This window comes from Bradyrhizobium sp. USDA 3240 (genome assembly GCF_054063295.1).
This window is the reverse complement of record NZ_JBSSGD010000002.1, coordinates 2,168,142-2,190,712: the sequence shown is the minus strand read 5'-3', so window position 1 is coordinate 2,190,712 and position 22,571 is coordinate 2,168,142. Positions and strand designations below refer to the sequence as shown.

Annotated in this window: 23 protein-coding genes; 11 read left to right on the top strand and 12 right to left on the bottom strand. The window is 65.1% G+C overall.

Annotation, left to right across the window (positions count from 1 at the left end; genetic code table 11):
- Positions 1–118: 118 nt before the first annotated feature.
- A complete protein-coding gene (locus ACVIGA_RS11130; RefSeq protein ID WP_456666412.1) occupies positions 119–1,087 on the top strand; it encodes a TAXI family TRAP transporter solute-binding subunit in 969 nt (322 codons plus the stop codon).
- Positions 1,088–1,213: 126 nt separating this feature from the next.
- Here the strand turns inward: ACVIGA_RS11130 and ACVIGA_RS11125 are convergent, their stop codons facing one another.
- Positions 1,214–2,425 carry an ABC transporter substrate-binding protein gene (locus ACVIGA_RS11125; protein ID WP_456666411.1) on the bottom strand — a complete coding sequence of 404 codons (1,212 nt, stop codon included), beginning with the start codon at positions 2,423–2,425 and terminating at the stop codon, positions 1,214–1,216.
- Between the two features lie 183 nt (positions 2,426–2,608).
- Here ACVIGA_RS11125 and ACVIGA_RS11120 point away from each other — a divergent pair, with 183 nt between their 5' ends.
- Together ACVIGA_RS11120 and ACVIGA_RS11115 are read left to right on the top strand one after the other, a co-directional pair.
- Positions 2,609–3,730 carry a molybdopterin-binding protein gene (locus ACVIGA_RS11120; RefSeq protein WP_456666410.1) on the top strand — a complete coding sequence of 374 codons (1,122 nt, stop codon included), beginning with the start codon at positions 2,609–2,611 and terminating at the stop codon, positions 3,728–3,730.
- A gap of 9 nt (positions 3,731–3,739) precedes the next feature.
- Positions 3,740–5,689, top strand: a complete 1,950-nt coding sequence (locus ACVIGA_RS11115; protein ID WP_456666409.1) for a molybdopterin biosynthesis protein — start codon at positions 3,740–3,742, stop codon at positions 5,687–5,689.
- Positions 5,690–5,855: 166 nt separating this feature from the next.
- Here the strand turns inward: ACVIGA_RS11115 and ACVIGA_RS11110 are convergent, their stop codons facing one another.
- Positions 5,856–6,143 (bottom strand): hypothetical protein, encoded by a 288-nt coding sequence (locus tag ACVIGA_RS11110; protein ID WP_375776326.1) that lies wholly within the window; start codon positions 6,141–6,143, stop codon positions 5,856–5,858.
- A 135-nt stretch (positions 6,144–6,278) separates the two neighbouring features.
- Positions 6,279–8,840 (bottom strand): fused MFS/spermidine synthase, encoded by a 2,562-nt coding sequence (locus tag ACVIGA_RS11105; protein ID WP_456666408.1) that lies wholly within the window; start codon positions 8,838–8,840, stop codon positions 6,279–6,281.
- Between the two features lie 244 nt (positions 8,841–9,084).
- Between ACVIGA_RS11105 and mobB the strand changes: the two genes are divergently transcribed.
- The 5 genes from mobB to ACVIGA_RS11080 all read left to right on the top strand — a co-directional run bounded on the left by mobB (position 9,085) and on the right by ACVIGA_RS11080 (position 12,678).
- Positions 9,085–9,612 carry a molybdopterin-guanine dinucleotide biosynthesis protein B gene (gene mobB, locus ACVIGA_RS11100; protein WP_456666407.1) on the top strand — a complete coding sequence of 176 codons (528 nt, stop codon included), beginning with the start codon at positions 9,085–9,087 and terminating at the stop codon, positions 9,610–9,612.
- A 57-nt stretch (positions 9,613–9,669) separates the two neighbouring features.
- On the top strand, positions 9,670–9,939 hold the full coding sequence (locus tag ACVIGA_RS11095; RefSeq protein ID WP_173638168.1) for a sulfurtransferase TusA family protein: 270 nt from the start codon (positions 9,670–9,672) through the stop codon (positions 9,937–9,939).
- Between the two features lie 323 nt (positions 9,940–10,262).
- The gene (locus tag ACVIGA_RS11090) at positions 10,263–11,915 is read left to right on the top strand and encodes an OFA family MFS transporter (RefSeq protein WP_456666406.1); all 1,653 of its coding nucleotides are present in this window, start codon (positions 10,263–10,265) and stop codon (positions 11,913–11,915) included.
- Between the two features lie 89 nt (positions 11,916–12,004).
- A complete protein-coding gene (locus ACVIGA_RS11085) occupies positions 12,005–12,283 on the top strand; it encodes a hypothetical protein (protein WP_342727451.1) in 279 nt (92 codons plus the stop codon).
- 200 nt (positions 12,284–12,483) lie between these two features.
- Entirely contained in the window at positions 12,484–12,678 is a 195-nt protein-coding gene (locus ACVIGA_RS11080) for a hypothetical protein (protein ID WP_456666405.1), read from the top strand.
- 172 nt (positions 12,679–12,850) lie between these two features.
- On the opposite strand, the gene lon is transcribed toward ACVIGA_RS11080, so the two are convergent.
- From lon to corA, 3 genes are all read right to left on the bottom strand, one after another.
- Positions 12,851–15,226 carry an endopeptidase La gene (gene lon, locus ACVIGA_RS11075; protein WP_456666404.1) on the bottom strand — a complete coding sequence of 792 codons (2,376 nt, stop codon included), beginning with the start codon at positions 15,224–15,226 and terminating at the stop codon, positions 12,851–12,853.
- Positions 15,227–15,237: 11 nt separating this feature from the next.
- Positions 15,238–15,645: an Hsp20/alpha crystallin family protein gene (locus tag ACVIGA_RS11070; RefSeq protein WP_456666403.1), complete on the bottom strand. Its 408-nt coding sequence runs from the start codon at positions 15,643–15,645 to the stop codon at positions 15,238–15,240.
- A 192-nt stretch (positions 15,646–15,837) separates the two neighbouring features.
- Positions 15,838–16,854 (bottom strand): magnesium/cobalt transporter CorA, encoded by a 1,017-nt coding sequence (corA, locus tag ACVIGA_RS11065; RefSeq protein WP_456666402.1) that lies wholly within the window; start codon positions 16,852–16,854, stop codon positions 15,838–15,840.
- A 263-nt stretch (positions 16,855–17,117) separates the two neighbouring features.
- Between corA and ACVIGA_RS11060 the strand changes: the two genes are divergently transcribed.
- Both ACVIGA_RS11060 and ACVIGA_RS11055 read left to right on the top strand, forming a co-directional pair.
- The gene (locus ACVIGA_RS11060; protein ID WP_456666401.1) at positions 17,118–17,393 is read left to right on the top strand and encodes a hypothetical protein; all 276 of its coding nucleotides are present in this window, start codon (positions 17,118–17,120) and stop codon (positions 17,391–17,393) included.
- Between the two features lies 1 nt (position 17,394).
- Entirely contained in the window at positions 17,395–17,586 is a 192-nt protein-coding gene (locus ACVIGA_RS11055) for a hypothetical protein (protein WP_456666400.1), read from the top strand.
- On the opposite strand, the gene ACVIGA_RS11050 is transcribed toward ACVIGA_RS11055, so the two are convergent.
- The 6 genes from ACVIGA_RS11050 to ACVIGA_RS11025 all read right to left on the bottom strand — a co-directional run bounded on the left by ACVIGA_RS11050 (position 17,556) and on the right by ACVIGA_RS11025 (position 21,917).
- Positions 17,556–18,317, bottom strand: coding sequence for a slipin family protein (locus ACVIGA_RS11050; protein ID WP_456666399.1), 762 nt, complete (start codon positions 18,315–18,317; stop codon positions 17,556–17,558). The genes ACVIGA_RS11055 and ACVIGA_RS11050 overlap by 31 nt on opposite strands.
- On the bottom strand, positions 18,314–19,708 hold the full coding sequence (locus ACVIGA_RS11045; RefSeq protein WP_456666398.1) for an NfeD family protein: 1,395 nt from the start codon (positions 19,706–19,708) through the stop codon (positions 18,314–18,316). Before ACVIGA_RS11045 ends, ACVIGA_RS11050 begins: the two co-directional genes overlap by 4 nt.
- A gap of 123 nt (positions 19,709–19,831) precedes the next feature.
- On the bottom strand, positions 19,832–20,785 hold the full coding sequence (gene dapA / locus ACVIGA_RS11040; protein WP_456666397.1) for a 4-hydroxy-tetrahydrodipicolinate synthase: 954 nt from the start codon (positions 20,783–20,785) through the stop codon (positions 19,832–19,834).
- A gap of 9 nt (positions 20,786–20,794) precedes the next feature.
- The gene (locus ACVIGA_RS11035) at positions 20,795–21,049 is read right to left on the bottom strand and encodes a hypothetical protein (RefSeq protein WP_456666396.1); all 255 of its coding nucleotides are present in this window, start codon (positions 21,047–21,049) and stop codon (positions 20,795–20,797) included.
- Between the two features lie 114 nt (positions 21,050–21,163).
- Positions 21,164–21,439, bottom strand: coding sequence for a hypothetical protein (locus ACVIGA_RS11030; protein ID WP_456666395.1), 276 nt, complete (start codon positions 21,437–21,439; stop codon positions 21,164–21,166).
- A gap of 13 nt (positions 21,440–21,452) precedes the next feature.
- Positions 21,453–21,917 carry a hypothetical protein gene (locus ACVIGA_RS11025; RefSeq protein ID WP_223976964.1) on the bottom strand — a complete coding sequence of 155 codons (465 nt, stop codon included), beginning with the start codon at positions 21,915–21,917 and terminating at the stop codon, positions 21,453–21,455.
- Positions 21,918–22,413: 496 nt separating this feature from the next.
- On the opposite strand from ACVIGA_RS11025, the gene ACVIGA_RS11020 reads away from it, so the two are divergent.
- A complete protein-coding gene (locus ACVIGA_RS11020) occupies positions 22,414–22,503 on the top strand; it encodes a K(+)-transporting ATPase subunit F (protein WP_016846764.1) in 90 nt (29 codons plus the stop codon).
- The last annotated feature ends 68 nt before the right edge of the window (positions 22,504–22,571 follow it).

Sequence of the window (22,571 nt, the reverse complement as noted above, 5' to 3'; positions counted from 1 at the left end):
GTCTCTCCCGTCATTTTCTTGTGACTGTTGCCTTCATGGTTTCACAAAACGCTGGCTTTGCCTACGACCACGCCCGTGCGACGATAGTCGCGCTCACGTGCAATGCTTGAGGCTCGGGATGAAATTCGCTGTTATGATTTGCGCCGGCGCGCTGCTGCTCGCGGGCGGCGCGGCGGCGCAAGAGGGGAGCAAGACCATTTCCAAGACCACGATCAGTTTCGCCACGGCGACGCCGGGTGGCGGCTTTCCGCTCTATGGCAACGCCTTCGCCGAGGTGATGAACGCGGCCGATGCGACGCTGTCGATCGAGCCGCGCAACACCAAGGGCTCCAACGAGAACATTCCGTTGCTCGAGGCCGGCAGCGTCGATATCGCAACCGTTGCCGGCGAGCCGTCCTACGAGGCCTTCATGGGCATCGGCCGGCCGAAGGCGACCAGGCTGAAGATCCTCACCGCGATGTATTCGAGCCCGGGTATGTTCATGGTGCGGGCCGACAGCCCCTACAAGACGATCCAGGACCTGGTCGGCCAGCCCGTCGCGTTCGGCGCCAAGGGCTCCGGCCTGCCGATCCTGTCGCGCTACATCCTCGACGGCATCGGGTTGAAGCAGGACGAGGACTTCAAGTCGATCTATCTCGATCGCGCCGGCGATGGCCCTGCGATGGTCGAGGACGGCCGCGCCGCGGCGCTGTGGGGTGCCGGCATCGGCTGGCCCGGTTTCAGCAAGATGGCCGAGAGCGCAAGTGGAGCGCGTTTCATCGCGCCGACCGCGGACGAGATCGCCCGCATCCGCGCCAAGCACACCTTCCTCAAGCCGCTGACGATCCCGGCCGGCAGCTACCCGAAGCAGACCGCAGCGATTTCTTCGGTCGGATCCTGGAGCTACATCCTGGTGCGCGAGAGCCTGCCCGATGATGTCGCCTACCGGCTGGCGAAGACGTTGCACGGCGTCGAGGCTGACTTCTGCAAGAAGCTCGCCCAGGCGTGCGAGACGACGGCAGCGAACACCGTCGCTGCCGCGCCCGATATCAATCTGATCCACCCCGGCGTGCTGAAGTATTTCAGGGAGATCGGTGTGGCGAAATGATCTCTGCATGGGCGCGTCGTCGCGTCTATGCAGAGGTCATTCCGGGGCGCGCGAAGCGCGAACCCGGAATCTCGAGATTCCGGGTTCGATGCTGACGCATCGCCCCGAAATGACGACCTTCGGTCGTCACTTCTTGATCATCGAACACGCCGGGTCCGGCGGCCCGAATGCGTCTTCGCCGGAGATCTTGGCCAGGATCTTGTAATAGTCCCACGGATACTTCGACTCGGCCGGTGTCTTGACCTGCACCAGCCAGAGATCGTGCACCATCAGATTGTCCTCGCGCAGTTTGCCGTTGCGGGCGAAGAAATCCTCGACCGGCTTCTCGCGCATCTTGGCCGCGACCTTGAGCGGATCGTCGGTGCCGCTGTCCTTGATCGCGTTCAAATAGGCGGTCACCGAGGAATAGACGCCGGCCTGCCACATCGTCGGCATCCGGTTCATCTTGGCGAAATAGCGCTTCGACCATTCCCTCGTCTTGTCGTCCATGTCCCAGTAGAACGAGGTGGTCAGCAACAGGCCCTGCGCGGCCGACAGCCCGATCGAGTGGATGTCGGTGATCAAGGCCAGCAGCGCCGCCATCTGCTGCCCGCCGGCGAACACTCCGAACTCGGCGGCGGTCTTGATTTCGTTGGTGTTGTTCGGCGGTCCGCCGGCAATGCCGATGATCTTGGCCTTCGAGGCCTGGGCCTGCAGAATGAAGGACGACAGATCGGGCGTCGCAAACGGCGGCCGCACCGCGCCGAGCACCTTACCGCCGTTCTTGGTCACGATCGCGGAGGCGTCCTTCTCCAGCGAATGGCCGAACGCATAGTCGTCGGTGATGAAGAACCAGCTGTCGCCGCCGCGCTTCACCACCTCCTGGGCGGTGCCGACCGCGAGCGCCCTCGTGTCGAACACCCACTGCATCGCGTAGGGCGAGCAGAACTTGCCATGGAAATCGGTCGCGCCGGTCGAATGCGTGATGAACAGCTTCTTCTTCTCGTTGGCGATGTTCTGCACCGCGAGCCCGACCGCCGACACCGGCACGTCGACGATCAGATCGACCTGATCGACGTCATACCAGCGCCGCGCGATGGTCGCGCCGATGTCCGGTTTGAGCTGGTGATCGCCGACGATCACAGAGATCGGCTTGCCGAGCACCTTGCCGCCGAAATCGTCGACCGCCATCTGTGCGGCGGTGACCGAGCCCTGTCCGGTCGGCGTCGAGGCCGGGCCGTTCATGTCGGTCAGCACGCCGATCTTGACGACGTCGTCGGATACCTGCGCCGATACGGCCGAGGAGGCCAGCAGCGCGGCTGCGAGCGTCCCGAACATGGCTAGTCTGGTGGCGATCATTCTGTCTCCCTCCTGAATTGGCGCATTGGCCATTTTGTTTGTGCCGGGCCTCCAGGACCCGGTCATATTGGTTTCTTTTGCAACTAGTTTGGGGTCCGCGTCAACGCGCCATCGGTCTAATGACGGAGGGCCGGACCGGCCCGAGGCGGTTTCTTTCGGGGCCGATTCAGTCCATAGCGGGCCATGGTCACCGCCCAGCGCCTTCCGGCTTCGCTCACCCCGCTCGATGCGGTGCTGGCCGCCGTGCTGCGTGACCTCGCACCGGTCCAGCCGGTCGAGCTGCCGCCGGCCGACGCCTTGCGCTGCGTTGCAGCCGAGATGCCGGCGCTGCGCGCATACCCGTTGCACGATGTCGCTGTCGCTGACGGCTGGGCGATGCGCGCCAATGATTTGGTCGGCGCGTCGTCCTATGCGCCGCTGCCGCCGGCCGGGCTGCCGGTCTGGGTGGCGGCCGGCGCGGCGATGCCCGATGGCACCGACTGCGTGGTCGATGCCGATGCCGTCGACACATCCGGTCCGCTGCCGCAGGTGCTCGCCGAAGCCATTCCGAGGCAGGGCGTCCGGCGTGCCGGCAGCGACATTGCCGCCGGGCGTGCCGTGATGCCGGCGGGAGAACCGCTGCTGCCGCGCGGTCTGCTGCTCGCACGCGCGGCCGGACTGGAGCTGTTGCGCGTCCGGCGGCCTCGGCTTCGCATCGTCAACATCTGCAACGGTCAGCTGACCGCGCAACTGGTCGCCGACATCGCGCGCCTCGCGGGCGCTGAGATCGTCTATGCCGAGGCGACGCCCGATGTGACGGCAATTGCAGATGCACTCGAGACCGCGGGCGGCGACCTGATCATCACGATCGGTGGCACCGGCGTTGGTCACACCGATGCGGCGGTGAATGCGCTGGCGAGGTGCGGCACGCTGATCGCGCACGGCATTGCGCTGCAGCCCGGGCGCACCGCAGCGGTCGGCCGGGTCGATGCGACGCCGGTCGTTGCCTTGCCGGGCGCGCCGGATCAGGCTTTCGCGGCCTGGTGGGCAATTGCGCTTCCACTGCTCGACCGCCTGTCGGGCCGACGGCCGCGTCAGACATTGGCGCTGCCGCTGGAACGCAAGATCGCCTCCGGCGTCGGTATCGCTGAGGTCGTGCTGCTGACGCGTCAGCAGGGTCCTCAGCAAGGTTCCTGGACCCCGCTTGCGATCGGCGACCTGTCGCTCGATGCCATCGCGCGTGCCGAAGGCCTGCTGATCGTGCCCGGCGCCGCGGAGGGCTTCGCTGCGGGCACGGTTGTCGATGCCTATATGTTGCGGGAGTGAGTTCCCGAGATGACCAATATCTCCACGCCGAAACCCAACCCATCCGTCGAGCAGGACCAATTCCTGACCATCCTGTCGCGCGAGGAGGCGATCGCGCGCTTCGAGGCGGCGCTGTTCCCGCGCCAATTGCAATCCGAGACGCGGCTGCTCGCTGACGCGCTCGGGCGTGCGCTGGCGGAGGACGTGGTCGCGCCGATCGACGTGCCGCCGTTCGATCGCTCCAATGTCGACGGCTTTGCCGTGCGCTCCGCCGATCTCGCAAGCGCTGGCGAGGGCGCTCCGGTGCACCTCGCGCTGAACGACGAGATCATTTCGTGCGGCACCGCGCCGACCCGGCCTGTGTTCCCGGGCAGCGCGACCGCAATCGCGACCGGCGGTCCGGTGCCGCGCGGCGCGGATGCGATCGTGATGGTCGAGCACACCCAGCCGGCCGGAAATGGCGCCATCGAGGTCCGCCGCGCAGCGTCGCCCGGGCAGTTCGTGTCCTATGCCGGCTCCGACATCGCGCGCGGCGAGGCGCTGTTGCGCGCAGGAACGATCATCGGGTCGCGCGAGATCGGCATGCTCGCGGCCTGCGGCATCGCCGAAGTCGCGGTGGTGCGGCGTCCGCGTGTTGCGATCCTCTCGACCGGCGACGAACTGGTGCAGCCCGGTGAGACGTTGCGGCCGGCCGCGATCTACGACACCAATGGTGCGATCGTCACCGCGGCGATTGCCGAGAACGGCGCTGACGCGTCGTTCCTCGGCGCGATCGCTGACAATGAGGCGATGCTCGAGGCCGCGATGCGCAAGGCGCTGGCGGACAGCGACATGCTGGTGCTGTCGGGCGGCACCTCCAAGGGCGCGGGCGACGTCTCGCACCGGATCATTGCCCGGCTCGGCAAGCCCGGCATCATCGCGCATGGCGTGGCGCTGAAGCCGGGCAAGCCGCTGTGCCTTGCGGTCTGCGACGGCAAGCCGGTGGTCATCCTGCCGGGCTTTCCGACCTCGGCGATGTTCACCTTCCACGACATGATCGTGCCGGTGCTGCGGCGGATGGCCGGGCTGCCGCCGCGGTCGGATGCCAAGGTGGCGGCGAAGGTGCCGGTGCGGATCGCCTCCGAGCTCGGGCGTACCGAGTTCGTGATGGTGTCGCTGGTCGAAGGCGCCGACGGCCTGATCGCCTATCCCGGCGGCAAGGGCTCGGGCGCGATCACGTCGTTCGCGCAGGCCGACGGCTTCCTGAAGATCGAGGCGCTCGCCGACCAGCTGCCGGCCGGCAGCGACGCCGAGGTGACGCTGTTCACGCCGCATGTGCGGGTGCCCGATCTCGTGATCGTCGGCAGCCATTGTACCGGACTCGATCTCGTCACCGCGCCGCTGGCGCATGCGGGCCTTGTGGTGCGTTCGATCGCGGTCGGCAGTCTCGGCGGGCTCGCCGCCGCCAGGCGCGGCGAATGCGATCTCGCTCCGATCCATCTGTTCGACGACAAGACCGAGACCTACAACACGCCGTATCTGGCCGACGGTCTCGAGCTCGTGCCGGGCTGGCGGCGTATGCAGGGCATCGTGTTCCGCAAAGACGACACGCGCTTTGCCGGCTTGAGCGCAGAAGCGGCGGTGCGCGCCGCGCTCGCCGATCCCGCCTGCATCATGGTCAACCGCAACCAGGGTGCCGGCACCCGCATCCTGATCGATCGGTTGCTGGCGGGCAGCCGGCCCGACGGCTACTGGAATCAGCCGCGCTCGCACAATGCGGTCGCGGCCGCGGTGGCGCAGCATCGCGCCGACTGGGGCATGACGATCGCGCCGGTTGCCCGTGCGTCCGGGCTCGGTTTCATTCCGCTGGCCGAGGAACATTACGACTTCGCGTTGGTCACAGTGCGCAAGCAGCGGCCCGCGGTGCAGGCCTTTCTCGACGCGCTGGCATCGGATAGAGGCCGCGCCGCGTTGACGGAGGCGGGGTTCAGGCCGGCGTAGCCGGTCCGCGCCAGCTCCACCGCTGTCGTCCCGGCGAAGGCCAGGACGACGATGAGGATCGTTCGCAATCCAAGTTGCCCGCCACGCGATGACAGTTGTGGTGGGTATGCAGCCCCGCAATCTCGCGACATTAATTGCCGAGCTTTGCTGCGCCCGCGGATCCGGCTCAGTGCCGCATGGCCATCTCGACGAACTCCAGCACGGAGCGCGGGACCTCGTCGTATTCGACGAAACGGCGCCGCAGCTCATCGGCAATATCGGTTGTGACGTCGCGCGACCATCCTTCGCTGGTATTGAAGGCCACGATGCGGACCGGATGGTTGTAGTGGTCATCCAGCAGACGGCGGATCAGCGTTTTCCTGTCGGTGCCTTCATCGGTTTCGCACCAGGCACGGCCAAGCCGGCCAAAATCGTTTAGCACCAGATAGGTGTCATGGTCGATTTGGTGCGGCACGATCGAAGGCGAGCGAGGCATAGGTGGTGCTCCGGTACGCCACAATATCGTGTTCCGGGCGCCCGGTGCATTGGAAACTTCGAGGTATATCCGCTGGATAAGTCTCCGACGGCGCTCCGCGAGCAGGTTGCCCGATCACTCGCGCAGCTTGCGGTCCAGGAAGCCGACATAGGAATTATCCGGATCGAGTTTGACGGCCAGGCGAAGCGCGGCACGGGCGGCGGACTTGTCGCCCTCGGCCGTGGCCTGGTGCTCATCCAGAATCGCATTGGCCACCGTGCGCGCGGTGTCGAGACGGGCCTCGTCGATGGATTTGTCGGCAAGATAAGTTTCGACGGGCTCGCGGAGACGCTTCAGTTCGTCCACGCTGACCGAACTCAGCGGATACCAGTTGTAATATTCGAGGCGCGGCCGATCATCCGTGAGGCTCGGCACATCCCTGACAAAGGCCGCGAGCTTTTCATCAGCGGCGATGAACGTCGCCAGGAAATCCTCGGGCGAGCGCAGGCCGTTGGCTGTCAGGTCTTCAGCCACGCCCGGCTTCGACATGCGCGTGGCGAGCACGCGAGGATCGATTGTCAGCGGTTCATCGGAGCCGATGGCCACGCCTTCCATTCTGGACGGCAACCACAGGGAGACGTGCTTGAACTGGCCCATCATGGCCTTGAGGATCATCTTCGGAAGAATGCCGCGGTTGAAGTCCAGCGGCACCCACTGCGCGAGAACGGCGCCGGGCCGCATCTTCTGCTTTGCCAGCGCATAGAATTCCTCTGTGTAGAGGTTGATGACGCCGGCGTCATGGGGCGGCGGGGGCTCGAGGGTGATGACGTCGAATGTCTCGTTGGTTCCCAGCAGGAAGTGGCGTCCGTCCGCTACGATCTGATGGACCTTGGGATTCTGATAGAACTGCTTGTTGATCGGCACGAAGTGAGGCGCGAATTCAAAAACCGTCGGGGCCAGATCGACCGCGTCGATGGATTTTAGTTCCTGATGGGTGCTGACCGCACCCACCGTGGTGCCGGTGCCGATGCAAATCACAACAGCCGTTTCAACCGGGCCCGGGTGCAGCAGAACGGGATAGTGCCCCATCGCGGCCATGTAGCGTCGGCCCTCGGGACGGTTGTTGGCATAGCTCTTCGAATTCACCACGAGTTGCTGATAAGTGCCCGCCGCCTTCTCGCGATACTCGACCACTGCAAATGTTGCTTGTTTGGTTTCGCGCAACTCGAGGACATTACCGCCTTCGATCGCGGTCAGGACCCGTTCCAGATAGTGCGGGGTGAAGAGCAACAGCGCTGCAGTGATGATGCTTGCGGCGACTGCCCCTTGCCGCCACAGGCTGCTTTCTTTCAGAAGACCCGGTTGCGATACGGTGGTCGCGACAAAGAGCAGGACGTTCAGAACAATCAGGGCGGTGAGCGCCCCCTGGCTGCCCAGATAGGGGATCAGAAGAAACCCTGCCGACAGGGAGCCCACCACGCCGCCAATCGTGTTCAAGGCGTAGAGCGTGCCGATCCGGCGGCCCAGCGCGCTCATCTGCATCACGGTCAGTTCGCTGGCCAAGGGAAAGCTGATGCCGATCAGCGTGGTCGGCAGCAACAGCGCAACGGCACAGATCAGGAAGAATGAGACGTCACCTCCCAAAAGCTCCTGCGCCGGTACCGGAACGAGGCCTGATACGATGGGAGACAGCACCGCTTCCACCGTGCGCGCCTTGCCGAGGATTCCAATGGTCAGCGTGGCCGCAACCGCGATGAGCAACTGCGTCACGGCGAAGTATCGCAGCAATTGATCCTTGCGCGGGGCGAGCAGCCTCGCGCAGATCAGGGCGCCGATCACCAGCCCAAGCAGGTAAACGCCGAGCATGCCCGAGAAGGCGTAGACACTCGAGGTGCTGACGTTGGTCAGGAAGCGGAACCAGACGACTTCATAGGCGATGGACACGAATCCGGAGCAGGCGAAGATCGCGATGAGGATGGACGTCCCGCGATGCCCCGGCCCGGCGGTCTGCATCGGCGCTTCGGCCGCGACCGGCGACAGGGGGCTTGCGTCGCGCGCGAGGAGCAGGGCCACGCCGCCGACGCAGACATACAGGCCTGCCGCGACCAGGCTCGATCCCGTGATCCCCCAAAGGCCCATCAGGACAAAGCCGACGGCCAGGGTGCCAATCGCGGCGCCCAGGGTGTTGAACCCGTAGAGCAGGCCGATGCGATTGGCGAGGTCGGTTTGCGTGCGGGTCAGGAATTTCACGAGGAAGGGCAGGGTCGCTCCCATCAGCATCGTCGGCAGCGACAGGATGGCGAGCGACAGCGCGACCATGAGCGGCAACCGGAGCGGAGACTCCAGGTCCAGCATGGGCGACAGCCAGCCCACCCATGTCGACCAGTGCGACAGGAACGCGGTCACCGCCAGGGAAACGACCGCGAGCGCGAGTTCGAGAAAGCCGTAGATTTTCAGGGGGCGGCTGACGGTGTCGGCGATCCGGCCCCCGACAGCGCTGCCCAGCGAGAGGCCAAAGAAAAAGCTCGCCACCGTGACGCTCACGGAGACGGTCGCGCTTCCCAGCACGAATTGCAGTTGCTTGAACCAGAGAACTTGGAGGATCAGGGATGCCGCGCCCGATGCCAGGAAGATCGTGGTGACCAGAACCCGGTTCTTCAGGCTTATGGCGTCTCGAACACCATCACGATTGGGCACTGGACAGGCCTCCCATTGATCGGGAGAACTGGTACGGCAAATGCCGTTAATATTGCCCTTATGGGGCGGTCTACTGGCGTTTGCGCTGCCGCGGGCGCAGCTGCTCCAGGAGCTTCCCAAGGCGGCTCCCAAGGCGCTCCTCTCGGGAGCCTGATCGATCGCCATCCGCCGGCGGGGCTGGCATGACATTGCGTCAAGGCTGATATAAGCAGCATTGGACGTTATATGTCTGCGGAGATTGCGTATGAAGGTGATAGGCCTCGCGGGCTGGAGCGGAGCCGGCAAGACCACCCTGCTGTCGCGGGTGATCCCCTATCTGCTTGGCCGGGGCTTGCGCGTCTCCGTGATCAAGCACGCCCATCACGAATTCGATGTCGACGTGCCCGGCAAGGACTCCTGGGTGCACCGGCAGGCCGGCGCGACCGAGGTGCTGGTATCCTCGACGCGGCGCTGGGCGCTGATGCACGAGCTGCGCGGCGCGAGCGAGCCGCGGCTGCCGGAACTGCTCGCCAAGATGGCGCAAGTCGATCTGGTCGTGGTCGAGGGCTTCAAGCGCGAGCCGGTCAACAAGATCGAGGTGTATCGCGCCGCCAATGGCAAGCCGCTGCTGTTCCCCGACGACCCGCGCGTGGTCGGGATCGCCAGCGACGTCGCGGTCGAAACCAGGCTGCCGGTCGTGCATCTCGATGACATCGAGGACGTCGCCGAATTGATGCTGCGCTCGGCTATTGCGGTCGACGATGTGCTGGCTTCGGCCGCGGCGGAAAGCTGAACAGGACGAGAAAGTGCCGCCGTTGACGATGAATGACGGCTTCGCCATGGTCGAACCATGACCACGACAAAGCTCGATCTCACCGGCCTGAAATGCCCGCTCCCCGCGCTGAAGACGCGCAAGGCCCTGAAGAGCGTGACGGCGGGTGATTTCCTCGAAGTGCACTGCACCGATCCGCTTTCGGTGATCGATATCCCGGCCCTCATCCAGGAGACCGGCGACAAGGTCGAGATCACCGAACGAAGCGATGTCCGGATCGTTTTCCTGATCGAAAAGGCGAATGGAACGATAGATAACCCAAATGCTGCAGCGCCGCGTATGCGCTAGATCCGGCTTAATATCTACCTTTTGCCAATCGACACCTATTTTCCATTCTGCGCGAATTGATAATCTCCGCCGGGTTGCGGAGATGGAGGTGTGCCCGGATGTGGGCATACCGACGGACGGCGGTCGGCCTGCGTCCGGATCACGGGCTGCACGGCTGGGCATATCGGGTCGTATTGGGGGTTAGCATTTGCGGAATGCGCGTGGTTGGTCCCGGCGCATCGAGGAAATGTGCGGAGCAGCGGCCTGACGGCGGCCGAAAGGGCTGAGACGGGATCGAAGACGCAGATGCGCCTGACGTAACGGCGGCTGCAGGGGAGGAGTCAATGACCACAGTGAGCAGCGCCGAACGCGTATCCGCGGCAGGCGCAGGTTTCCTCGACAAGGAGCACACGATCGCGACCGCCGGCTTCAACCGCTGGCTGGTGCCGCCGGCGGCACTGTGCATCCATCTGTGCATCGGCATGGCCTATGGCTTCTCGGTGTTCTGGCTGCCGCTGTCGCGCGCGATCGGGCTGACCGCGCCGAAGGCGTGCCCCGACATCTCGCTGGTGCAGGAATTGTTCACCACGACCTGCGACTGGAAGGTCGCGAGCCTGGGGTGGATGTACACCCTGTTCTTCGTCGTGCTCGGCGTATCCGCCGCGGTGTGGGGCGGCTGGCTCGAGAAAGTCGGACCGCGCAAGGCCGGCTTCGTCGCCGCGCTGTGCTGGTGCGGCGGCCTCGTGCTCGGCGCCATCGGCATCATCACCCATCAGCTGTGGCTGATGTGGCTCGGCTCCGGCGTGATCGGCGGCATCGGGCTCGGCCTCGGCTACATCTCGCCGGTATCGACGCTGGTGAAATGGTTCCCGGATCGGCGCGGCATGGCGACCGGCATGGCCATTATGGGCTTCGGTGGCGGTGCGATGATCGGCGCGCCGCTGGCCGACAAACTGATGAACTATTTCAAGACCCCGACCTCGGTGGGGGTCTGGGAGACCTTCCTCACCATGGGCGCGATCTATTTCGTGTTCATGATGATCGGCGCGTTCCGCTACCGTCTGCCGCCGTCTGGCTGGCAGCCGGACGGCTGGACGCCCCCCGCCAAGACCAACGCGATGATCTCGACCAAGAACGTCCATCTCGACAATGCGCACAAGACGCCGCAATTCTGGCTGATCTGGTGGGTGCTGTGCTTGAACGTCTCGGCCGGCATCGGCGTGATCGGCATGGCCTCGCCGATGCTGCAGGAGATCTTCGCCGGCAAGCTGATCGGACTGCCCAATGTCGGCTTCAACGCGCTCGACGTGTCGCAGAAGGCGCAGATCGCGGCGATCGCCGCCGGCTTCGCCGGCCTGCTGTCGCTGTTCAACATCGGCGGCCGCTTCTTCTGGGCGTCGCTGTCGGACAAGATCGGCCGCAAGAACACCTACTACACGTTCTTCGTGCTGGGCATCGTGCTTTACGCGCTGGCGCCGACCTTCGCTGCGATGGGCTCGAAGCTCCTGTTCGTGCTCGGCTTCGGCATCATCCTGTCGATGTATGGCGGCGGCTTCGCCACCGTGCCGGCCTATCTCGCCGACATGTTCGGCACCCAGTTCGTCGGCGCGATCCATGGCCGTCTGCTGACGGCGTGGTCGACCGCGGGCATCATCGGTCCTGTGGTGGTGAACTACATCCGTGAATTCCAGCTGGCTGCCGGCGTGCCGCGCGATCAGCTCTACAACACCACGATGTACATCCTGTGCGGCATGCTGATCGCCGGCTTCATCTGCAACTACATGATCAAGCCGGTCGATCCGAAATGGCACATGAGCGACTCCGAGGTGGCGAAACTGCAGGCTGCGACGGCGACCGGCGGCAACGGCGCGACCGGATCGTTCGGCATCGGCAAGGGCGGTCTGGACGGCAGGGCGGCGCTGTTCTGGCTGTTCGTCGGCATTCCGCTGGCCTGGGGCATCTACATGACGCTGCTCAGCGCGGTCAAAATCCTCTGATCGCGACCATCATCGCCGCGGGCCGCCGATTCCCGGCGCCCGCGGCATTCGCTCTATTTCATGAACAGAAATCGGATTGGGGGATTTCAATGTTTCGTACCCGGATTTGCCTTGCCGCCGCGCTGCTCGCCCTAGGGCTGCATGCCGCGTCGGCCCAGACCGCGGCGCCGGCAGCGCCGGCACCGGCCGCCACCACCACGGCCAAGCCGTCGAAGATCAAGCTGACGATGGAGAAATTGAAAGCCATGAAGGAGCAGTGGCGCGCCAACAAGCCCAAGCTCAAGGCCTGCCGCAAAGAGGTGAAGCAGAAGGGACTGACCGGCGACGACCGCTGGTTCTATATCTCGGACTGCATGGCCAAGAGCTGACCCCGTCCGGTTCGCCGTCACGGCGTGCGGCTCGGCCGACGAGAGAGCCAATACGAAAATCAAGTCAGTAACGCTGTCGCATTACTGCGAATAAGGTTGAGGCGTCGGACATCAGGAAGGCGTTATGGCTGTGCTGTCCGCATGCGAGAAGTCGCGGCGACTACTACACCCAGAAGCAGGCAACACATGGAGGCCTAGCCATGTCACGTCACAACAAGATGCCGCCGATCCCGCCCGCCAATCGCAGCAACAGGGGAACGGGCGGCGAAGCGGACGTCAAGAAGGATACCTCATCGAAGAAGGCGGTCGATAACTTTGCGGAGCAAGGCGACACCGCCAACGTCAAGCAGAACACAACCAACGCCGGTTTTTTCAAGGGGCGTAGGGTCAAGTAGTTGGCCGAAGCACTGCTGGCGTTGGAGAGGGGCGTGATGACTTCTCTTTGAATCGTCATCGCACTCGATCTTCTTCTTTGAGCATGATCTCGCGCTAACACCTTCGCGTCTGTCGCGAGGGAAAGCCGGTTTCCACTCTTCCAGATCATCCCCTAGCCCGCCGGCGATGGCCTCACTCCGCAGCCGCGGGTGTCGCCTTGGCGGGCTCGAGCGCCGCGGCGATCGCCTCGTCGACGCGCTCCAGCCAGATGAACTCCAGCTTGGCGCGGGCGCCGGCGGGGATGTCGTCATAGTCGCGCTTGTTGCGCGCCGGCAGCATTACCCGGGTCAGGCCGGCGGCCGCGGCGGCGACCACCTTTTCCTTGATGCCGCCGACCGGCAGCACGAGGCCGCGCAGCGAGATCTCGCCGGTCATCGCGGTGTCGCTGCGCACGGTACGATCGGTCAACAGCGAGGTGAGGGCGGTGAACATCGCGACGCCTGCGCTCGGGCCGTCCTTCGGCGTGGCGCCGGCGGGAACGTGAACGTGGATGTCGCTCTTCTCGAACACCGCGGGATCGATGCCGAGCTGGGCGGCGCGGCTCTTCACCAGCGTCAACGCGGCCTGCACGCTCTCGCGCATCACGTCGCCGAGTTGTCCGGTGATCATCAGCGCGCCGCGGCCCGGCGTGCGGGAGGCCTCGATGAACAGGATGTCGCCGCCGACCGGCGTCCAGGCAAGCCCGGTGGCAACGCCGGGGATGCTGGTGCGCATCGCGATCTCGTTCTCGAACCTCGGCTGGCCGAGCAGCGACACGATATCCTTCGGTGCGATCGTGACATGGCTCGTGCTGCCATCGGCGATCTGCACCGCGACGTTTCGCAGCACCTTGCCGATCTCGCGCTCCAGATTGCGGACGCCAGCCTCGCGGGTGTAGCTCTTGATGATCAGCCGCAGCGCGTCCGGTTCGATCTCGGCCTGCTCGGCCTTGATTCCGTTGGCCTCGAGCTGTCGGCGCACCAGGTAGCGCTTGGCGATCTCGAGCTTCTCGTCCTCGGTGTAGCCGGGAAGGCTGATCAGCTCCATGCGGTCGAGCAGCGGCCCGGGGACGCCGTCGAGCATGTTGGCGGTGGCGATGAAGACGACGCGCGAAAGGTCGAACGGCACGCCGAGATAATTGTCGCGGAACGTGCCGTTCTGCTCGGGGTCGAGCACCTCTAACATCGCGGCCGACGGATCACCCTGGATGCCGCGGCCCATCTTGTCGATCTCGTCCAGCATCATCACGCAATTGCGCGCGCCGGCCTTCTTGATCGCCTGGATGATGTTGCCGGGCAGCGCGCCGATATAGGTGCGGCGATGGCCGCGGATCTCGGCCTCGTCATGCACGCCGCCGAGCGAGACACGAACGAACGGCCGCGACATCGCGCGCGCAATCGATTGACCGAGCGAGGTCTTGCCGACGCCGGGCGGGCCGAGGAAGCAGAGGATCGGTGCCTTGCCGCCGGGCGCGAGCTTGCGCACCGCGAGATATTCGATGATGCGGCTCTTGATCTTCTCCAGGCCATAATGGTCCTGGTCGAGGATCTTGCGCGCTTCGGCGATGTCGATCGGCTTCTCCTCCGGAATGCTCCAGGGCAGGTCGATCAGCCAGTCGAGATAGCTGCGCACCATGCCGGATTCGGCCGCGGCCTCCGGCATCCGCTCGTAGCGGCGCAATTCCTTCTGCGCCTGGCTCTCGGCCTCCGGCGGCATCTTGGCATCCGCAATCGCCTTGGTCAGCTCGGCGACCTCGGCGGCCTTGCCGTCGCCCTCGCCGAGCTGGCGCTGGATGGTCGCCATCTGCTCGCGCAGGATCGCCTCGCGCTGCCGCTCGTCGAACACCGCCTTGGTCTTCTGTCCGATCTCCTGGCTCAGCCTCAGCACCTCGATGCGCTCGGCGAGATGCCGCGAGACCTTGTCCATCCGCGCCACGAGATCGACGGTCTCCAGGATGTCCTGCTTCTCCGCCGGCTTGATGTCCATATAGGAGGTCGCGAGGTCGGCGAGCGTCGCCGGCGACGTCGTGCCCTGTAACGCGGCAATCAGCTCGGGCGGCGTCTGCGGCAGCAATTGCGCGGCCTCCAGCGCCTGGCGCTGCAGATTGAGGAAGCGCGCCTCGATCTCCGGCGAGGTGGTGGTCGGCTCGGGAATCTGCAGCACGCGGGCGGCGAGGAACGGCGTGCCGGGCAGATAGTCGAGCACGCGCATGCGCTGCACGCCCTGGCAGACCAGATGATGGCTGTCGTCGGCGCCGGTGATGTAGCGCACGATGTTGGCGACGGTGCCGACGCGATAGAGACCGTCGGGGCCGGGATCGTTGGCCTCGGGATCGCGCTGCAGCAGGATGCCGATCGGCCGCTGCTCGCGCACCGCCTGCTGGGCGGCGGCAATCGAGGTCGCGCGCGCGATCGTGATCGGGATGATGACGTCCGGAAACAGCACGGTGTTGCGCACCGGGACGATGATCGTCGCGTCGCTCGGGATCGGCGCCGAGCTCGCCGGATTTGAAATGTCTGAAGCGGCCATGTCGAAATCCCTCAGCTCGATTTTCCGAGCCGCAGGCCGACGCAGCCATGCGCGGCAAAGCGGCTGATGGTGTAGCGGCCGGTCGGCAGCGTGATGCGGCGCTCGAAGCGGCCCTGCGGCAGCTCGAGGCGCAGGATGCGGGCGTTGCGGAGTTCAGCGGGCAGGATGCGGCGGCCGGAGATCACCAGCGTGCCGCCGTCGAGCGCGGCCTCGACCTCGTCGGGGTCGACCCCCGGTAGCGCGACCAGGATCAGGATCTCCTCCTCGGTCTCGATCACGTCCATCGGCGGTTCCCAGCTCGGCTCGCTGCCGCCCGCGCGCGGGTGCAAATTGAGGAAGCTCTGGTGCAACCGTTCGGCGCGGGCGAGCGCCTCGATCGCATCGGTCAGCATCCAGTTGATCTGATCCTTGGGGCGCATCGGCAGTCTCCACGTCGCATTGGCAGGCGAGGTTACCGGTCTTGCCGCCGACCGTAAACCGGCCCTTCGAACCGGCCCTTCGCGCCGCCGATCGAGGGTAAAATTGTCCGAAATCTCGCGATTTGCGGCATAGCGCGCGATGCGCCGCCGCACTCTGCCCGGACCGGAATGGCTCGATGTTCGGATCGCCGCCTACAGCCAGCCGGAACGTCGGAATTGCCAGAACAGCCCGCCGCATGCGACCAGCATCAGGCCCATCACGACGAAATAGCCGTACTCCCATTGTAGCTCCGGTATGTACTTGAAATTCATGCCGTAGATACCGGCGACGGCGGTCGGCACCGCAACGATCGCAAGCCATGAGGCGAGCTTCTTGGAGATCGCCGTTTCCTGCGCCTGACCGACCAACAGGCTTGCCTCAAACGCAAAGGCGAGCACCTCGCGCAGCGAGTCGATCCGCTCCTGGATGGTGCGGACGTGATCCGTGACATCGCGGAACAGGGGCCGCATCGTGTCGCGCACCATCGGCAAATCGTCGCGTTCCAGCCTGCGGCAGACCTCCACCAGCGGTCCAATCGCGTTGCGCAGCCGCAGCAGATCCCGCCGCAGCAGATAGAGCCGCTCGATCTGCGCCCGCGTCATCGCGCTCGCCAGCACTTCCGCCTCCATCGCCTCGACCTCGTCCTGGATCGTCTCGAGCACCGGCGAGTAGTTGTCGACGATGAAATCGAGGATGGCATAGAGAATGTAGTCCTCGCCCCGGGCGAGCGCGCGCGGGCAGCTCTCGCAGCGCTCCCTGACCCGCGTGTAGGACGTCGAGGCGCCGTGTCGGACCGAGACGATGTATCCCTCGCCGACGAACAGGTGCGTCTCGCCGAATGCGATACTTTCGCCGTCGAGCTGCGCGGTGCGGGCCACGATGAACAGCGCATCGCCGTATTGCTCGATCTTCGGCCGCTGATGCGCGTGATCCGCATCTTCGATGGCGAGGTCGTGCAGCTGGAATTGCCGCTGCAAGCTGCTGAGTATTGCCATATCGGGTTCGCGCAGGCCGATCCACACGACGTGATCCGGCTTGTTGCGCCAGTCCGCCGCTTCATCGATCGCGATATTGGCAACGCGCCGTCCCTCGACGTAGACGCCTGCCGCGATGACGCCATCGGAGTGGACGGGCCCGGCGGTTGCGACAGTTGGCGATGCGAGGTTCATGGTCTCCACCCTCGACGCGGTTATCGAATCCGCTTGACGACAATTCGTGATCAAAAAGGCTAGCACCGAATGGGCGCTGGTCAACACGCGCGGGTCCGTCCTGTTCCGACGGTCCATGGGCACCCCGTCACAGCAGGCGGCGCGGCTGGTCTTTATACGGCGCCTATGCCGCACCGCGGCGGGCCCTCTCGAATTCCTACGGTCTTGCCAGCATGTTTGGCCTGACGCGGTGCGCTCGCGCGCCTCCAACAGGAAGGTGGGACATGACCTTGCTCCATTACCACGATGCCCGGTCGCATGGTTCGGTCGGCGCCATGCCGGCGACGCTGCGGCGGGCGATCCGGCGGATCGGCCTCGCCTTCAGGACCGTTCACCGCGCCATCGCCGCCGCCAAGATCCACCGGCTGCGCAACGAGCTGTTGCTGCATCGCGGCCATGAGGATTGGGCACGCACCCATCTCCATGTCGGCATGCTCGGCGGCGATGCCGAGAAATATCCCCGCGCGCCGGTCGTGCTCGGCGAGAAGTGGGACTATTGAGATGCGCGCGGCTTCATTCATCTCTGCCCTGCTGTGTCGCGCCGCGGAGGGACTGCTCAAATTCCTCGCCTGGATCGGCGAGGAGCCGATCAGAGGCTACCGGCCCGAGGCGCATTACATGCGCGGCCCAGGACCGGCGTGGCGGGCCAAGCATCAGCCGGGTCAGGTGGCTTCGCTTCGCCGCATCAGGTGATCGAGCAGATTCATCGGGAGCGGGAAGACCACGGTCGATGAGCGTTCGCCGGCGATGTCATGGAGCGCCGCGAAATAGCGGAGCTGCATCGCCTGCGGCTCCTGGGCGAGGATCCGGCCGGCCTCGACGAGCTTCTCGGCGGCCTGCTGCTCGCCCATCGCATTGATCACCTTGGCGCGCCGCAACCGTTCCGCCTCAGCCTGCTTGGCGATCGCCCGCACCATGGTTTCGTTGAGATCGATATCCTTGATCTCGACCGCGGTGACCTTGATGCCCCAGGCGTCGGTCTGCTTGTCGAGGGTCTCCTGGATATCGGCGTTCAACTTGTCGCGTTCCGCCAGCATCTCGTCGAGCTCGTGCTTGCCGAGCACCGAGCGCAGCGTGGTCTGGGCAAGCTGGCTGGTCGCAGCCATGTAGTCGCCGACCTTGATGATGGCGCGTTCGGGATCGACGATGCGGAAGTAGAGGACGGCGTTGACCTTGACCGAGACGTTGTCGCGGGAAATCACGTCCTGCGGCGGCACGACCTGCACCATCACCCTGAGATCGACCTTCACGAGCTGCTGCACCACCGGAATCAGGATGATGAGCCCCGGGCCCTTCACCCCGGTAAAGCGGCCGAGCGTGAAGATGACGCCGCGCTCGTATTCGCGCAGCACGCGCACGGCCTGGGTCAGGAAGATGATGACAAGCAATACGACCGCCGCATAGGTGAAATAATCAAGCATCATGCTGTACCTCCTTCGCCGGCGGAAGCCGGCGCACGCCGCACCACCAGCGTCAAATCGACGATGTTGGCCACCTGGACCGTCTCTCCGGCCTTGAACGCCTCGGTGCCGCGCGCCTGCCAGCGTTCGCCGTTGGTGAAGACGTGACCTGATGTCTCGGACCAGTCGAGCACCTCGGCCGGTAGCCCGCGCATGGCTTGCGCACCTGTGCGGAGCGGACCGTTGCGCGCGCGGCGCAGCGCCCCGAGCACGACCAGAATGAGGCCTGCGAACATCGCCGCGACAATGCCGATGAGCGGCCATGACAGCTGGTATCCGGGCGCCTCGATCCGGAACAGCATGGCGGCTCCGAGGACAAAGGCGACGATGCCTCCGAGGCCGATCACGACGGTCGGGTTGAAGGCTTCGATCGCGAGCAGGGCCATCCCGACCAGCATCAAGGCGAAACCGGCATAGTTGATCGGCAACATGTTGAGCGCATAGAGCCCGAGCAGCAGGCAGATCGTGCCGACCACTCCGGGCGCCACGGCACCGGGGGACATGAATTCGAAGATCAGGCCGTAGATGCCGACCATCAGCAGCACGAATGCGATATTGGGGTCGGTGATCACAGCAAGCACGCGCGAGATCCAGTTGGGATCGAGGGCTTCGATCACGGCATCCTTGGTCGCCAGCCGTTGCGTCTTGCCGCCGGCGAGCTCCACCGTGCGGCCGTCGATCTGCCTGAGCAGGTCGGCCGGATCATGCGCGGTGAACTCGATGACATGGGCTTGCAGCGCGGCATTGGCGGAGAGGGTGGCGGCATCGCGGACCGCCTTCTCGGCCCAGTCGGCATTACGGCCGCGCAGTTCGGCGAGGCTGCGGATGAAGGCGACGGCATCATTCGTCATCTTCGCCGTCATGGCGTCTTTGGTTGTGGGCGGGTTGCCGCCGTCCTTCTGGTCCTTGCCGTCCTTGTCCGGGGTGCCGCCCGGCAGACTCGGCATCGGGCCGATCTGCACCGGCGTCGCGGCGCCGATATTGGTGCCGGGCGCCATCGCCGCGAGATGGGTCGCATAGAGAATGTAGGTCCCGGCGCTCGCGGCATGGGCGCCGGAGGGCGCAACATAGCCGACGACGGGGACGGGTGAGGCCAGCACGTCGGTGATGATCTCGCGCATGCTGGTGCTGAGACCGCCCGGCGTATTTAGCCGCAGAATGACGATCTCGGCGTGCCGCTCGGCGGCGTTCGCCAGACCATCCTTGACGTAGCTGGCCGATGCCGGCCCGATCGCTCCATCGATCGAAATGGTCAGGGCAAGACGGTTGTTGTCCGCGGCCGTACCGGGACCAATGGAAACAACCAGAGCGACCAGGGCGATCGCCACAACGAGAGCCGCCTTGAAGGTCTGCACGGCAAGCACTCCCTTGCCGTGGATATGGGATGCCGTTCCGGAACCTCAATACGGCGCGGTGTCACGGACGCGGTGGGTTGATTCCATTGTGCGTTGCGATGGCTGGCGTCGGGTCGGTAAGGCTCACTGCGCGGCGGCGAGGTACTCGTCGGCAAGCTCAGCCATGGCCTGCGCGACCTCCGCCTTTGCCGTTGTACCCAGCTGGACGATCGGCAGTCGCGTCGCCGGCTGCATGAAGCCCAACAACGCCAGTGCGAATTTCAGGGCGGCGGGATGTTCGCGCTCCAGCATGGTCGCGAGCGGCACCAGGCGCTGATGCAGCTCACGCGCCTGATACAGGCGGCCCTCACGCAGATGCCGGGCCATCGCCACGCATAGATCGGGCGCGACGTTCGATACCGATGAGATGCAGCCATCACCGCCGGCGGCCATATAGGCGAGCGACACCGTGTCGTCGCCGGTCAGCATCCGGAACGTCGACGGCAGGCGTGGACGCAGGCGCCTGAGGCGGGCGACGTCGCTGCTGCTGTCGCGCAATCCGATGAAGCGTGGCGATGCTGCGAGCTCGACCAGCGTCTCGTCGGCCAGCCCCTTCACCGTCCGCGACGGGATGTCGTGCAGGACCACGGGCAGTGTCGTAGCGGCGGCGACGGCGCGGAAATGCGCCGCCATGCCCTGTGGCATCGGCTTGTTGTAATAGGGCACGACCGACATGATGGCGTCAGCGCCGGCCGCCTCGGCGGCCCGGGTGAACGTAACGGCGCGACCCGTCGCGTTCGATCCGGCGCCGGCGATGATGCGGACCCGCCTGCGCGCGACGTGGGCTGCGATGCCAACCAGCTGGGCGCGCTCCGCGGGCTCCAGCGTCGAGTTTTCGCCCGCGGTCTCGCCGACCACCAGCGCCGAGGCGCCGGCCGCGATCTGACGCTCGCACAGCCGGCCGAACGCATCGGTGTCGATTTCGTCTCGATGGTTGAAGGGGGTCGGAAGATCGGGGATGAAGCCCGACAGCCATGCCGCCGAATCCGCTTTCGCCGCCGTTTTCAAGGTGACTTTCGCAGTCGCTTTCGCAGTCATGGGGGTGGCTCAGGCCACGCCGCTTGCGGAGAGGGGCGCGGTCTCGCCGCGCATATCGAGCTCGAGCTCGCGCGACAGCTCAACGATCATTTCGGGGTGCTGGCCGTTCTCGAACAGCGCGTATTTGACGGCTTGGGCGCGGTTGACGAACAGACCACCATAGAGGCCGTTCTGCTGCTGGGCGACCCACTGGCCGCGGTGGTTGCGGCCGATGAAGACGATGGTGGACGCTGCGCTGCACGAGGGAGGTTCGACGAGTTTCACGATTGCAGTCCTTCAGGTGGAAATCACGCGTTCAATGTCTGTATTGCCGGATATGAAATCGAGCGCGGCGAACGGCCGACTTCATAGGAGCGGCATAGGATTTGAGGGGTGGGCTTAGACGTGCTGGACGATGCCGGTGCCGAGCGCGCACAGCGCGACATAGGCGGTCATCTCGTCCCAGTGATTGAGATTTGCGGCGAACGGCATCTCGCGCTTGACGAGCCCGGCGAACGCGCAGATCAGCGCCGACATCCACAGCAGCGTGACGAGACCCCTGCCGAAGCCCGCGCCGGCGAACACGGCAAAGCCGATCATGATGGCAAGCCGGAAACCGAACCGGACCATGACCTGGACCGACTGCAGCTGCTGCGGCAGTTGTTTCGCGTTCACGACGGCGCCGCCATCAGCCGATATTATCGACGAGCAGCGGCTCGTAAAGCGAGCTGGTGTTACGATGGACGGTCGGGACGCTGGTGCGGTTCTCGGGCGTCGAGATCCGCTGCGCCTCGACGAAGCCGCTGAGAATTGCGAGCGCGAGATCCGCATGGTGGGTTTCGATCGACTGGTCGAGCCAGTCGGGCAGCTCGCGTTCGCGCGACAGCGCGCAGTGCCACTCGCCCTCGTCATAGACCAGGCGGCGGATCTGCCATTGCGGCAGCTCGAGGTCGAGCAGCGCGATCGCTGCATCAGTCCATGCGCCGGACTGGATCAGGCGCTCGACACGGGCGCTCTTGCCGCTCTGTCCGGCCGACGGAAACCGCCGGCAGGTCTGGCTGACGATGTCGGCCATGAACTCGGCGGTGACTGCATAGGCGTCGCGCAGCCGTTCGCCGAGATCGGTGGAGGTGGGTTGGGATAGCACGGACATGGCGTCATCTCGTCGAAGATGCGGGCCGAAGATATTGGCCGCAGGCCCAAAATGGCCGGATAGCCATTTGAAAACGAGATGAGCCGAGGGACGGAGATATAGGGATTCCATAAAGACCAAACCGTCGTCCCGGCGAAGGCCGGGACCCATAACCACCGAATTTGGTTGTTGCGTCACGCTGGGGCCTCAGCCATCGCAAAATTTCGCCCTGTGGTTATGGGTCCCGGCCTTCGCCGGGACGACGGCTGAGAACGTGGCCGGCACTTTGCCACTTATAGGATTCCTATAACGTCCTTATGCGTCACATCTCGAAAACCTATGCCCCGGATGGCACCTCACGGTCATCCGGCGCGGAGCGCATATACGGTCGCCCGCGCCCCTCGGACGCATAGGAGTCTCTCATGATGGACATTCTCATGGCGGCGCTCGCGATCGGCTTCTTCGCGGCCGGCATAGGCTACGCCTACGCCTGCGAACGGCTTTAGGGGAGGCGGCGATGATCTTCGATTACTCGCTCGCCGGCCTCGTCTCGCTCGGCCTGCTGTTCTACCTCACCTACGCACTGCTGCGACCCGAACGCTTCTAGGCGGTTCGCGATGTCAGCGCTCTGCACAATTCTGTTGGCCGACGCGGTGCTGACCGGGCTGTTGCTCG

Excerpts from the sequence above, each read along its gene's own strand:
- ACVIGA_RS11130 (WP_456666412.1), top strand. The coding sequence starts at position 119 with ATGAAATTCGCTGTTATGATTTGCGCCGGCGCGCTGCTGCTCGCGGGC.
- ACVIGA_RS11125 (WP_456666411.1), bottom strand. The coding sequence starts at position 2,425 with ATGATCGCCACCAGACTAGCCATGTTCGGGACGCTCGCAGCCGCGCTG.
- ACVIGA_RS11120 (WP_456666410.1), top strand. The coding sequence starts at position 2,609 with ATGGTCACCGCCCAGCGCCTTCCGGCTTCGCTCACCCCGCTCGATGCG.
- ACVIGA_RS11115 (WP_456666409.1), top strand. The coding sequence starts at position 3,740 with ATGACCAATATCTCCACGCCGAAACCCAACCCATCCGTCGAGCAGGAC.
- mobB (WP_456666407.1), top strand. The coding sequence starts at position 9,085 with ATGAAGGTGATAGGCCTCGCGGGCTGGAGCGGAGCCGGCAAGACCACC.
- ACVIGA_RS11095 (WP_173638168.1), top strand. The coding sequence starts at position 9,670 with ATGACCACGACAAAGCTCGATCTCACCGGCCTGAAATGCCCGCTCCCC.
- ACVIGA_RS11090 (WP_456666406.1), top strand. The coding sequence starts at position 10,263 with ATGACCACAGTGAGCAGCGCCGAACGCGTATCCGCGGCAGGCGCAGGT.
- ACVIGA_RS11085 (WP_342727451.1), top strand. The coding sequence starts at position 12,005 with ATGTTTCGTACCCGGATTTGCCTTGCCGCCGCGCTGCTCGCCCTAGGG.
- ACVIGA_RS11080 (WP_456666405.1), top strand. The coding sequence starts at position 12,484 with ATGTCACGTCACAACAAGATGCCGCCGATCCCGCCCGCCAATCGCAGC.
- lon (WP_456666404.1), bottom strand. The coding sequence starts at position 15,226 with ATGGCCGCTTCAGACATTTCAAATCCGGCGAGCTCGGCGCCGATCCCG.
- ACVIGA_RS11070 (WP_456666403.1), bottom strand. The coding sequence starts at position 15,645 with ATGCGCCCCAAGGATCAGATCAACTGGATGCTGACCGATGCGATCGAG.
- corA (WP_456666402.1), bottom strand. The coding sequence starts at position 16,854 with ATGAACCTCGCATCGCCAACTGTCGCAACCGCCGGGCCCGTCCACTCC.
- ACVIGA_RS11060 (WP_456666401.1), top strand. The coding sequence starts at position 17,118 with ATGACCTTGCTCCATTACCACGATGCCCGGTCGCATGGTTCGGTCGGC.
- ACVIGA_RS11055 (WP_456666400.1), top strand. The coding sequence starts at position 17,395 with ATGCGCGCGGCTTCATTCATCTCTGCCCTGCTGTGTCGCGCCGCGGAG.
- ACVIGA_RS11050 (WP_456666399.1), bottom strand. The coding sequence starts at position 18,317 with ATGATGCTTGATTATTTCACCTATGCGGCGGTCGTATTGCTTGTCATC.
- dapA (WP_456666397.1), bottom strand. The coding sequence starts at position 20,785 with ATGACTGCGAAAGCGACTGCGAAAGTCACCTTGAAAACGGCGGCGAAA.
- ACVIGA_RS11025 (WP_223976964.1), bottom strand. The coding sequence starts at position 21,917 with ATGTCCGTGCTATCCCAACCCACCTCCACCGATCTCGGCGAACGGCTG.
- ACVIGA_RS11020 (WP_016846764.1), top strand. The coding sequence starts at position 22,414 with ATGATCTTCGATTACTCGCTCGCCGGCCTCGTCTCGCTCGGCCTGCTG.